Origin of the sequence: uncultured Gemmiger sp. (assembly GCA_944388105.1) — a bacterium.
In the GTDB taxonomy this organism is placed as follows: domain Bacteria; phylum Bacillota; class Clostridia; order Oscillospirales; family Ruminococcaceae; genus Gemmiger.
In genome coordinates this window covers 1-11210 of record CALXHN010000069.1, presented here as the reverse complement: position 1 = coordinate 11210, position 11210 = coordinate 1, and the positions used below count along the sequence as shown (strand labels likewise).

Annotated in this window: 11 protein-coding genes; 3 read left to right on the top strand and 8 right to left on the bottom strand. The window is 62.9% G+C overall.

The features are described from left to right. From Q0K17_RS08260 to Q0K17_RS08235, 6 genes are all read right to left on the bottom strand, one after another. Window positions 1–1043: HD domain-containing phosphohydrolase (locus Q0K17_RS08260; protein ID WP_294542082.1), on the bottom strand; the 1043-nt coding region annotated here is incomplete at its 3' end. 163 nt (window positions 1044–1206) lie between these two features. After that, on the bottom strand, window positions 1207–1881 hold the full coding sequence (phoU, locus tag Q0K17_RS08255; protein ID WP_294542079.1) for a phosphate signaling complex protein PhoU: 675 nt from the start codon (window positions 1879–1881) through the stop codon (window positions 1207–1209). A gap of 18 nt (window positions 1882–1899) precedes the next feature. Then, window positions 1900–2652, bottom strand: a complete 753-nt coding sequence (pstB, locus tag Q0K17_RS08250; protein WP_204648297.1) for a phosphate ABC transporter ATP-binding protein PstB — start codon at window positions 2650–2652, stop codon at window positions 1900–1902. Window positions 2653–2658: 6 nt separating this feature from the next. Beyond that, window positions 2659–3483 (bottom strand): phosphate ABC transporter permease PstA, encoded by an 825-nt coding sequence (gene pstA / locus Q0K17_RS08245; RefSeq protein ID WP_294542089.1) that lies wholly within the window; start codon window positions 3481–3483, stop codon window positions 2659–2661. An 88-nt stretch (window positions 3484–3571) separates the two neighbouring features. Next, window positions 3572–4474 carry a phosphate ABC transporter permease subunit PstC gene (gene pstC / locus Q0K17_RS08240; protein WP_294542075.1) on the bottom strand — a complete coding sequence of 301 codons (903 nt, stop codon included), beginning with the start codon at window positions 4472–4474 and terminating at the stop codon, window positions 3572–3574. Between the two features lie 124 nt (window positions 4475–4598). Further along, window positions 4599–5555 (bottom strand): substrate-binding domain-containing protein, encoded by a 957-nt coding sequence (locus tag Q0K17_RS08235; protein WP_294542073.1) that lies wholly within the window; start codon window positions 5553–5555, stop codon window positions 4599–4601. A 427-nt stretch (window positions 5556–5982) separates the two neighbouring features. Between Q0K17_RS08235 and Q0K17_RS08230 the strand changes: the two genes are divergently transcribed. From Q0K17_RS08230 to Q0K17_RS08220, 3 genes are read left to right on the top strand one after another with little or no spacing between them, the layout of a single operon-like run. After that, on the top strand, window positions 5983–7755 hold the full coding sequence (locus Q0K17_RS08230) for a Na/Pi cotransporter family protein (protein WP_294542071.1): 1773 nt from the start codon (window positions 5983–5985) through the stop codon (window positions 7753–7755). 59 nt (window positions 7756–7814) lie between these two features. Further along, window positions 7815–8516: a response regulator transcription factor gene (locus Q0K17_RS08225; RefSeq protein ID WP_294542068.1), complete on the top strand. Its 702-nt coding sequence runs from the start codon at window positions 7815–7817 to the stop codon at window positions 8514–8516. Then, window positions 8506–9897: an ATP-binding protein gene (locus tag Q0K17_RS08220; protein WP_294542066.1), complete on the top strand. Its 1392-nt coding sequence runs from the start codon at window positions 8506–8508 to the stop codon at window positions 9895–9897. The genes Q0K17_RS08225 and Q0K17_RS08220 overlap by 11 nt, the downstream gene beginning before the upstream one ends. Window positions 9898–9968: 71 nt before the next feature. On the opposite strand, the gene Q0K17_RS08215 is transcribed toward Q0K17_RS08220, so the two are convergent. Continuing rightward, on the bottom strand, window positions 9969–10349 hold the full coding sequence (locus Q0K17_RS08215) for a RidA family protein (RefSeq protein ID WP_294542064.1): 381 nt from the start codon (window positions 10347–10349) through the stop codon (window positions 9969–9971). A 63-nt stretch (window positions 10350–10412) separates the two neighbouring features. Beyond that, on the bottom strand, window positions 10413–11204 hold the full coding sequence (locus Q0K17_RS08210) for a ZIP family metal transporter (protein WP_294542085.1): 792 nt from the start codon (window positions 11202–11204) through the stop codon (window positions 10413–10415). Window positions 11205–11210 lie beyond the last annotated feature (6 nt).

The following is an 11210-nucleotide window of genomic DNA, read 5'->3' as shown; positions in this document are numbered from 1 at the left end:
AAAAAGGCCTCCAGCAGTGCCGGGTTGAACACCCCGCACTGGCCGGTGCGGATCATTTCCAGCACCGTGGCCCGGTCAAAGGCTTTCTTGTATACCCGCTTGCAACTCAACGCGTCGTACACGTCCGCCAGGGACACCACCTGGGCCCAGATGGAGATCTCGTCGCCCTTGAGTCCGTCGGGATACCCCCGGCCGTCCCACCGTTCATGGTGGTGGCGGGCGATGTCGTAGGCGTAGGGATAGGCTTCGTTGTCCCGCAGCTGGGGGATGCGCTGCAGCATCTCCGCCCCCCGGATGGTATGGGTCTTCATGATCTCGTACTCTTCGGGGGTGAGCTTTCCGGGCTTGTTCAGGATGGCGTCCGGAATGGCGATCTTGCCCACGTCATGCATGATGGAAGCGGTGGCGATGAGCTCGATCTCGGCGTCGCTGATGCCCCGGCCCAGGCGGGTTTCGCTGAGCAGCATCTTGGTGATGTGGCGGATGCGCTGGACATGTTCCCCGGATTCCCCGTCCCGGAACTCGATGGCGGTGGACAGGGCTTCCAGCATGCCCATGTTCAGTTCGGCGATCTGCTCGGCACGGCGCATGAGCTCGGACTGCTGGATCTCCACCGTATTGCTCAGGCGGCGGCGGGCCTCAAACAGTTCCACCACCGACTGCACCCGGCGCAGCACCACATAGGGCACCACCGGTTTGCTGATCACGTCCATGACCCCCAGGCGGTAGGCTTCCCGCATGACTTCGTCCCGGGCTTCGGCGGTGATGAGAAAGACCGGCAGCTTCTGCAGAAGGCCTCTCTCGTTCAGCTGCTGCAGCACCTGCAGGCCGTCCATCTCGGGCATGACCACATCCAGCAGCACGGCGCTGAAGGCATCGGGGCCCGCCAGAATGGCATCCAGCCCCTGCCGGCCGTTCTCCGCCTCCTGGATGGTGTAGTAGGGTGCGAACAGATTATCCAAAATCGCACGGTTGAATTCGTCATCATCCACAATCAGCAGGGTGCGATGATCCCCCGCGCCGTGTTGGTTCTGTTTTTCCATTCAGGTCCCCCCCCCTTTCGGTGTTCATCTGGTTCCAGTATACTCAACTTCACAAAAAATCACAAGGCTTTTGCACGCAGAAAGCCGGAACGGGACCTTGCATGCGCAAAGTCCCGTCCCGGTTGGTATAGGAAAAATAAGAGAATGGTACTGTCAGGGCGTATCACACGATCTTGCGGGATTTGTGCACGCCGGTCTTGAGGAACTCCACCCATTCGGCCACGTTCACCGCATGGTCGCCCAGGCGTTCCAGATACTTGGTGATCATGAACAGGTCCAGGGCGGTCTGTGCCTCGTTGGGGTGGTCGGCAATGTAGTGGGCGATCTCGCCGCTGATGCGGTTGAAGGAAGCATCCGCCACGTCGTCCTTGGCAATGACCTCGGCAGCGCTGGCCAGGTCCACCTGCACATAGGCGCCGATGGCCTGCTTGACCATCCGGAGCACCAGGTCGCCCATGCGGTAGATGTCCTCCATGACGCCCACGGTGGACGCGGTGTCCACATGCAGGTGCAGGATGATCTCTGCAATATCGGAGGCCTGATCGGCGATGCGCTCGATGTCGGTGACCATCTTCAGGGCGGTGGACACCTTGCGCAGGTCGCTGGCCACCGGCTGCTGGCGCAAAAACAGGGTCAGGCAGCGGTGTTCCACCTCGTGCTCGGCGGCGTCGATCTCACTGTCCCGGGCAATGACGCTGCGGGCCAGTTCGATGTCCCCGGTCCTGAGGGCGGTGAGGGCGCTCTCGATGGCGCCGCCTGCCGAATGGCCCATCCGGGCCAGCATGGTATCCAGCTGCAACAGCTCTTCGTCGTAAATCTTGCGGCTGCTGGTAGGCATATGGTATCTCCCCCTTTATCAGCCGAAACGGCCGGAAATGTAATCTTCGGTGCGTTTGTCCACGGGCGTGGCAAAGACCTGCTCGGTGGGGCCCATCTCCACCAGTTCACCCAGCAGGAAGAAGGCCGTCTTGTCCGAGATACGGGCCGCCTGCTGCATGTTGTGGGTGACGATGATGATGGTGTAGTCCTTCTTCAGGTCCATGGCCAGCTCCTCCACCTTGGAGGTGGAGATGGGGTCCAGGGCGCTGGTGGGTTCGTCCATCAGCAGCACTTCGGGCTCCACAGCCAGGGCGCGGGCGATGCACAGACGCTGCTGCTGGCCGCCGGACATGCCCAGGGCGCTCTTGTTCAGCCGGTCCTTCACCTCGTCCCAGATAGCCGCGCCCCGCAGGCTCTTTTCCACGATCTCGTCCAGCTGGGCCTTGCTGCGCACCCCGTGGGTGCGGGGGCCGTAGGCGATGTTGTCGTAGATGCTCATGGGGAAGGGGTTGGGCTTCTGGAAGACCATGCCCACCCGCTTGCGCAGCACGTTCACGTCCATCTTGTCCTTGTAGATGTCCACGCCGTCCAGTTTGATGTCGCCGGAGATGCGGCAGCCTTCCACCAGGTCGTTCATCCGGTTCAGGCTCTTGAGAAAGGTGGACTTGCCGCAGCCGGAAGGTCCGATAAAGGCGGTGATCTCTTTTTCGGGGATGGAGATATTGATGTTTTTCAGCGCATGGAAGTTGCCGTAGTACAGATCCATGTTGGAGACTTCAAATTTATTCATCGTCACTCAATTTCCTTTCGCAAGTTTGCTTGCCACAAAGCCGGACAGGCTGTTGATGGCCAGGACCAGGACCAGCAGCACCACGGCGGTGCCGTAGGTCTCGCCCACATGCAGGCCTTCGTTGGAAAGCATATACATGTGCACGGCCAGGGTGCGGGTGGAGCTGAAGACGCTGGTGGGGATGGCCGCCACGGTGCTGGCGGTGTAGATCAGGGCAGCGGTCTCACCCACGATGCGGCCCACGGCCAGGATGACGCCGGACAAAATACCAGGCATGGCGGAGGGCAGCACGATGCTGAAGACGGTGCGCAGCTTGCCGGCGCCCAGGCCGAAGCTGCCTTCCCGGTAGGAATCGGGCACAGCCAGCAGGGCTTCCTCGGTGGTGCGCATGATGACCGGCAGCACCATGATGGACAGGGTGAAGGCGCCGGCGATGAGGGAGTAGCCCCACTTGAGCTGGGTGACGAAGAAGAGCATGCCGAACAGGCCGTAGACGATGGAGGGGATGCCCTGCAAAGTCTCGGTGGTCAGGCGGACGACCTTGACCAGTTTATTGCCCCGCTTGGCGTACTCCACCAGCCAGACGGCGGCGAAGATGCCCAGGGGGGTGGCGATGAGCAGGGAGAAGCCGGTCATCAGGATGGTGTTGATGAGCGCCGGCATGAGGGAGACGTTTTCGGAGTTGTATTCCCACTCGAAGAGGCTGGGCTTGAGGTTGGGGATGCCCATGACCAGGATGTAGCCGATCAAAAAGACCAGCACGGCCACGGTGATCAGGGCGGCCAGACGGACCAGCCAGCGCATGACCAGGGCCCAGACGCGGGCAGACATACGGTTTTCACGGTTTTTGGCCGAGGGCACCAGCCGTGCGCCGGAAGCGCTGTATTCATCGGTATGAGCCCCGGTGGTAATGGTGGACTCAGGCATTTTTCTCCCTCTCCTTCACAAGACTGAAGCTCACGTTGATGAGCAGAATGAACACGAAGAGCACGACGCCGGTGGCGATCAGGGCTTCCCGGTGCAGGTCGGCGGCATAACCCATCTCAATGACGATGTTGCTCGTCATGGTGCGCAGGCCCTGGAACAGGCCCTGGGGCATCCAGGTCTGGTTGCCGGCCACCATGACCACGGCCATGGTCTCGCCGATGGCGCGGCCGATGCCCAGGATCACCGCCGACAGCACGCCGCTCTTGGCGGCGGGCAGCACGGTGAAGAAGACGCTGCGCTCATGGGTGGCGCCCAGGGCCAGACTGCCTTCGTAGTAGCTCTGGGGCACGGCGTCCAGGCTGGTCTTGCTCACCGTGATGATGGTGGGCAGGATCATGATGCCCAGCAGAAGGCTGGCGGTGAACAGGCTCATGCCCTTGCCGTTGGTGATGTGCAGGGTCTTGCGCACGAAGTCGGTTTTCAGCACTGCCTGAATGCTCGGTACCAGCACCACCATGCCGAAGAAGCCGTACACCACCGAGGGGATGCCGGCCAGCAGCTGAACGGCGGGCAGCAGCACCTTGTTGATGCGCTTGGAGGCGAAGCGGCTCATGTAGATGGCGGTGAGCAGACCGATGGGCACGCCCACCACGATGGCGCCGGCGGTGACATAGATGCTGCCCAGGATCATGGGCAGAATGCCGTAGATGTCATTGCCCGGTTTCCAGGTGGTGCCCAGAAGGAACTTCAGGGGTCCGATCTTGAAGAGGGTGGGCAGGCCGTTGGCAAACAGAAAGATGCAGATGAGGGCCACCGCCAGAATCGAGATGCAGGCGCAGGCGGTGAAGACCCATTTCATCACCACTTCTTTTGTGTTGGATGCTCTCGTACTCATTTTCCTATACTCCAATCCTGTTTGGGGGCGGACCCTTGGGGTCCGTCAGGGGGGTTCGTTTTTTTACCAAAAGAATGGCCGCTGCTTGATGGGCGGCAACGGCCATTCGCTTTTGCTGTCTTGATTACTGGATGGCGTCCCAGGTGGTGGTCTCACCGGTGTAGATGCTCTTGATCTGATCGATGGTCAGGTCCTCGATGGGGTTGGCGGGGTTGACGACCACCGCGATGCCGTCCATGGCCAGCACGGTGGCCTTGGCGCCGGCTTCCACCTCGGAATCCTTCAGTTCACGGGAAGCCATGCCGATGGTGTAGGTGCCGTCCAGGGCGCCGGAGACGCCGATGGTGGAGTCGGTGGTCAGCAGCTCGATGCTGGCGTTGGGGTTCACACCCTCATAGGCTTCGATGAGCTTTTCCATCAGGGGGCTGACGGAGGAAGAACCGCCCACGGTGATGCTGCCGGAAGGCTGGGTGCTCTCGAAGGCGGCGGCATCGTCGGAACCAATGTAGCCATCCTCGGTGGCCAGGGCCTGACCGTCGGTGCTCATGCAGTAGTTGATGAAGTCCACGGCCACGGGGTCGGTGGCATCGCCGTTGGTGACGATGTTGAAGGGACGGGCCAGGGTGTAGGTGCCGTCCTTGACGGTCTCGGCGGAAGCGGCCACGCCGCCCACGGTGACGGCCTTGACGGTGTCGTTCAGGCTGCCCAGGCTGATGTAGCCGATGGCGGTCTCATCGTTGGCCACGGTGGTCATGACGCCGTTGGTGGAGTTCTGGGTGGCGGCACCGGCGGAGGTGTTGTCCACCTTTTCGCCGGCATCGTTCTTTTCTTCCACGCCGGTCAGTTCGATGAAGGCGCCGCGGGTGCCGGAGCCTTCTTCACGGGTGATGACGGTGATGGACTGGGTGTTGTCAAAATCGCTGGCAGCGGCTTCCTCTCCGGCGGCTTCAGCGGTGGCGCTGCTTTCGGAAGCAGTGCTCTCGGAAGCGGTGCTCTCGGAGGTGGTGGAAGCGGTGTTGCCGCAGGCGGCCAGGCTCAGGGCCATGGCGGCGGCGCAAACCAAAGCAATCTTACGTTTCATAACTGTCTTTCTTCTCCCTTTTTGCTCAATTTTCATGTAGCAAAGTATCCGCTGCGGGTTTCTTTCCAACCGTCCCGCTGCGGTGTGCCCGTCCTTCCGGGCGCAAGGGTATTGTAGCAAAACCGGGGCCCGGGTTTCGACCATGACGCCGTACAATCGGCGTAAAATTTCGGTCAAATGGGGCGGCGAAATGAAAAGGAATTGTAAAATTCGTAAAAAAACGGGCAAGATTTTCTCCCAATATGCCCAAAAATTGCCTGTACAGGACCATTTTACACAAATTTTACAAACACTTTACCGCCTTTTGCTACCGCATTTGGGCGCAGCACCGTTATAATAGGAAACGGTATAGTGCCGCGCAGGGCGCGGCCCGGGGCAGGTTGGTCCCGGTGAAAAGAAAAATAAGAGAACGGAAGGTTTTCCCAGTATGAGCATTTTCAATGTGTTCAGTCTGATGGGCGGCATTGCCATGTTCCTGTATGGCATGGACATGATGGGCAAGGCCCTTGAGCAGACCGCCGGCAACAAACTGCAGGGCATCCTGAGCAAGATGACCTCCTCCCCCATCAAGGGCCTGCTGCTGGGCCTGGTGGTCACGGCGGTCATCCAGTCCAGCGGCGCCACCACCGTCATGGCGGTGGGCTTCGTCAACTCCGGACTGATGCAGCTGCACCAGGCCATCGGCGTCATCATGGGCGCCAACATCGGCACCACCGTCACCGGCTGGCTGCTCTCCCTGTCCGGTCTGGAAGGGGACAACTTCCTCACCCAGATGCTCAACCCCAATGCCTGGAGCCCCATCCTGGGCTTCATCGGCATCTGGATGTATATGCTGGGCAAGGACCGCAAGCGGGGCGTGGGCAAGATCATGATGGGCTTTGCCATCCTGATGGCCGGCATGAACACCATGTCCACTTCCATGAGCCCCCTGGCCGGGGAAGCATGGTTCATGGACCTGTTCCTGGCCTTCTCCAACCCCCTGTTCGGCGTGCTGGCCGGCGCGGTGCTCACCGCCATTTTGCAGTCTTCTTCCGCCGCCGTGGGCATCCTGCAGGCGCTGTCCTCCACCGGTGCGGTGACCTACAGCGCTGCCGTGCCCATCATCATGGGCCAGAACATCGGCACCACCGTCACCGCCCTGATTTCCTCCGCCGGCGCCAACAAGAACGCCAAGCGCACCGCCTTCGTGCACCTGTACTTCAACGTCATCGGCTCCATCATCTTCCTGTGCGGGTTCTACGGGCTGCACGCCCTGCTGCAGTTCCCCTTCTTCAATGACCAGATCAACACCTTCGGCATCGCCATCGTGCACACCGTCTTCAATGTGGTGACCACCGCCATCCTGCTGCCCTTCAACCGGGTGCTGGAACGTCTGGCCATCATGACCGTGCCGGACAGCAAGGCCGACGCCCCCGAACAGCACTCCCTGCTGGACGAGCGTCTGCTCTCCACCCCCTCTGTGGCGGTGAACCGGGCCATGCTCACCGGCGGCGATATGGCCGAGATCTGCCGGGTCTCCCTGCTGCAGGCCATGTCCATCACCCACAAGTGGGATGACGCCCTGGCCGAGGAAATTCTTCATAAAGAGGACGCCGTGGACCACTACGAGGACGTGCTGGGCACCTACCTGGTCAAGCTGGGCAACAAGCACCTGTCCCGGGAGGACAACCGCACCGTCAATAAGCTGCTGCAGACCATCGGCGACTTTGAGCGCATCTCCGACCACGCGGTGAACCTGCTGGAAGCCGCCAAGGAGATCAAGGAGAAGGACATCCGCTTCAGCAAGGAAGCCCTGAGCGACCTGGCCGTGCTGGAATCCGCCTTGCAGGACATCGTCAACCGCACGGTGGACGCCTACCAGCAGAACGACCTGTACGCTGCCGGCAAGATCGAACCTCTGGAAGAGGTGGTGGACGGCCTGGTGCGGGAGGTCAAGACCCGCCACATCGCCCGCCTGCAGGCCGGCACCTGCACCATCGAGTACGGTTTTGTGCTGGATGACCTGCTCACCGACTACGAGCGCATCGCCGACCACTGCTCCAACATTGCGGTGGCCATGATCGAGGTGGCCGAGGACAAGTTCGACACCCACGAGTACCTGAACAACATCAAGAACGGCTCCAGCGTGAAGTTTGAGGAGCGGTACGAGAAGTACCGCGATCGCTATGCCTTTCCCACCGAAGCCGCATCCAACGGATAAAAAACCGAAGCCCGCCCGTTTTTGCGGCGGGTTTCGTATTGTAAGGAGTGTTTTTACCCATGATCTACATTGTGGAGGATGACGCCAGCATCCGGGAACTGGAACAGTACGCCCTGCAGACCAATTCCTACACCGCCAAGGGCTTTGCCGACGGGGCCAGTTTCTGGGCCGCCGTGTACGAGGCCGTGCCCGACCTGGTCATTCTGGACGTGATGCTGCCCGACGAGGACGGCTACCAGATCCTGGGCAAGCTGCGGGAAAATGCCGCCACCCGAAACGTGCCGGTGATCATGGTCACCGCCAAGACCAGCGAGATCGACGTGGTCAAGGGTCTGGACAAGGGCGCCGACGATTACCTGTGCAAGCCTTTCGGCATCATGGAGTTCATCAGCCGGGTGAAGGCGGTGCTGCGCCGCGCCCAGAGCTCCGCCGTCAGCACCCCCTCCGCCTTGCGGTTCGGCACCATCGCCCTGGACGACCTGACCCGCACGGTGACGGTGGACGGGGAGCCGGTGGAACTGACCTTCAAGGAATACGCCCTGCTGCACTTCTTCCTGGAACATCCGGAGGAGGTGCTGGCCCGGGAGCGGATCATGAAGGCGGTGTGGGACACCGACGATCTGCTGGAATCCCGCACCATCGACATGCATGTGCGGACCCTGCGGCAGAAACTGGGCGACGCCGGGGAAGCCATCCGCACGGTGCGCAAGGTCGGCTACAAACTCAGCGCCCGGGGCACGGAGAACAGCGATGAAACCTGAAGAATCCCGCACGGCGCCCCGCCGCATGTCCCACCTGCTGCGGGCGGCCCTGATCCTGGTGGGGCTGCTGGCGGTGGTGCTGACCTCGGTGGGGGCAGCCTTCCTGTTTCACCGGGCCTTTGCGGCCCAGGTGGACCGGGACCTGGGCCGCACCGCCCGGGCCCTGGCCGCCGTGTATGAGGCGGACAGCGACCCCGCCTACGCCGCCCTGGACCAGGCCATGGCGGGCAGTACCCTGCGCCTGACCCTGGTGGACACCGACGGCACCGTGCTCCATGACAGCACCGAGCCCGCCGAAAAGATGGAGAACCACTACGCCCGCCCGGAGATCGCCGCCGCCCGGGAGATGGGCGAAGGCTCCAGCGTGCGCCAGAGCACCACCCTGGGCCGGGAGGTGCACTACCACGCGGTGCGGCTGGACAGCGGCCAGATCCTCCGCCTGGGGGAGGAGACCTCCACCATGTGGAGCCTGTACAATCAGGTGCTGCCCCTGCTGGGGGCGGGCTGCGCGCTGGTGGTGCTGCTGTCCGCCCTGCTGGCCGCGGTCATGACCCGGTGGCTGGTGCGGCCCATCACCCGCATGGCCGACCACCTGGACACCATCGAGGCCAACGTGCCCTATGAGGAGCTCATCCCCCTGGCCCACACCATCCAGTCCGACCGCCGCCTGCGGGAGAACAACGAGACCATGCGCCGGGAGTTCACCGCCAACGTGAGCCACGAGCTCAAGACCCCCCTGACCAGCATCTCCGGCTACGCCGAACTCATCGAGACCGGCATGGCCAAACCGGAGGACGTGCCGGTGTTCGGCAAGCGCATCCACAAGGAAGCGGGGCGGATGATCCGGCTGGTGTCCGACATCCTGCAGCTCAGCGAGCTGGACGGCATGCACAGCGAGGGCTCCACCCTCTCCGAGCCGCTGCCGGTGGACCTGGCCTCCCTGCTGAAGGAGGTCAACGGCAACATGACCATGAACGCCCGCAAGGCCTATGTGACCCTGCAGTGCGACCCCGCCCCCGCCACCGTGCTGGGCAGCCGGGACCTGCTCACCGAGTTGGTGACCAACCTGTGCGACAACGCCATCCGCTACAACCGCCCCGGCGGCCATGTAGCCCTGCGCTGCGGCACTGACAACACCGGCGCCCCCTACGTCTGTGTGGAGGACAACGGCATCGGCATCCCCCAGGATGCCCAGAACCGGGTGTTCGAGCGGTTCTACCGGGTGGACAAGAGCCGGTCCAAGGCCACCGGCGGCACCGGCCTGGGGCTGGCCATCGTCAAGCACATTGCGGTGCTGCACAACGCCCGCATCGACCTGCGCTCCACCGTGGGCACCGGCACCACCATCCGGGTGACCTTCCCTGCCCCCAAAAAATCCTGATTTCACAAACAAAACCGCCCGCCGGTCAGCCTGTACAGGCACCGGCGGGCGGTTTTTCTGCTTGTTTCAGATCACAGCACGGCCACGCACTCGATCTCCACCAGGGCATCCTTGGGCAGGGCCCCCACCTGGAAGGCCGCCCGGGCCGGGAAGGGCTCGGTGAAGGCCTCGGCGTAGACTTCGTTCATGGCGGCAAAGTCCCCGATATCCCGCAGCATGACGGTGGTCTTGACCACATGGGACAGGTCGGTGCCCGCCTCTTTCAGGATGTTGCCCAGGTTTTTCAGGCACTGGCGGGTCTGGGTGCGGATGTCCTCCCCCGCAAAGGCCCCGGTGGCGGGGTCAATGGGGATCTGGCCGGAGACATAGACGGTATCCCCCACCCGGATGGCCTGGGAATAGGGGCCGATGGCGGCGGGAGCGTTGGGGGTATGAACAGCGTTGCGTTCCATAGGTTCTGCCTTCTTTCACTTTTTTGTCCCAGTATACCAGCCCGGGTCCCCCTTGGCAAGGGGTCAGCCCAGGGCGGTATCCAGCACCATCATGACCAGGAACCCGGCCATGACCCCCAGGGTGCCGCTGTGGGAGTGCTGGCCCAGGTTGGCTTCGGGGATGAGCTCCTCCACCACCACATAGAGCATGGCGCCGGCGGCAAAGGCCAGCAGCCAGGGCATGAGGGGCTGTACGCTCCCCGCCGATGCGGCCACCAGGATGCCGAACACCGGTTCCACCGCCCCGGAAGCCGCCCCGTTGCGGAAAGCCCGCCACCGGCTGAACCCGGCCTGCCGCAAGGGCAGGGAGATGGCGGCCCCTTCGGGGAAATTCTGGATGCCCATGCCCAGGGCCAGGGCCCAGGCGGCGGAAAGGGCCCCCGGGTCGCCGTGCTGGGCGGCCAGGGCAAAGGCCAGCCCCACCGCCATGCCTTCGGGGATGTTGTGCAGGGTCACCGCCAGCACCAGCAGGGTGGTGCGCCGACAGCCGGAAGGCAGGCCCTCCGGCTCCTGTTCATTCAGGTGCAGGTGGGGCAGCAGCCGGTCCAGGGCCAGCATGAAGGCGATTCCCACCACAAAGCCCCCGGCGGCGGGCTGCCATCCGGGCACCCCGGCGGCTTCGGCCTCCTCCATGGCGGGCAGCAGCAGGCTGAACACCGACGCCGCCACCATCACCCCCGCCGCAAAGCCCAGAAACACCCGCTGCAGTCCGGCCTGCACCGACCCGCGGAAGAAAAACACCGTCCCCGCCCCCAGGGCTGTCATGAGAAAGGTAAAGCCGGTCCCGCCGGCCGCCCACAGAATTCCTTGCCTGATCGTCGC

What these genes read in the sequence shown, in the direction of transcription:
- Q0K17_RS08235 (WP_294542073.1), bottom strand. Translation starts at nt 5,555, where the DNA reads ATGAAACGTAAGATTGCTTTGGTTTGCGCCGCCGCCATGGCCCTGAGC.
- Q0K17_RS08225 (WP_294542068.1), top strand. Translation starts at nt 7,815, where the DNA reads ATGATCTACATTGTGGAGGATGACGCCAGCATCCGGGAACTGGAACAG.
- pstB (WP_204648297.1), bottom strand. Translation starts at nt 2,652, where the DNA reads ATGAATAAATTTGAAGTCTCCAACATGGATCTGTACTACGGCAACTTC.
- Q0K17_RS08220 (WP_294542066.1), top strand. Translation starts at nt 8,506, where the DNA reads ATGAAACCTGAAGAATCCCGCACGGCGCCCCGCCGCATGTCCCACCTG.
- Q0K17_RS08215 (WP_294542064.1), bottom strand. Translation starts at nt 10,349, where the DNA reads ATGGAACGCAACGCTGTTCATACCCCCAACGCTCCCGCCGCCATCGGC.
- pstC (WP_294542075.1), bottom strand. Translation starts at nt 4,474, where the DNA reads ATGAGTACGAGAGCATCCAACACAAAAGAAGTGGTGATGAAATGGGTC.
- phoU (WP_294542079.1), bottom strand. Translation starts at nt 1,881, where the DNA reads ATGCCTACCAGCAGCCGCAAGATTTACGACGAAGAGCTGTTGCAGCTG.
- pstA (WP_294542089.1), bottom strand. Translation starts at nt 3,483, where the DNA reads ATGTCTGCCCGCGTCTGGGCCCTGGTCATGCGCTGGCTGGTCCGTCTG.
- Q0K17_RS08230 (WP_294542071.1), top strand. Translation starts at nt 5,983, where the DNA reads ATGAGCATTTTCAATGTGTTCAGTCTGATGGGCGGCATTGCCATGTTC.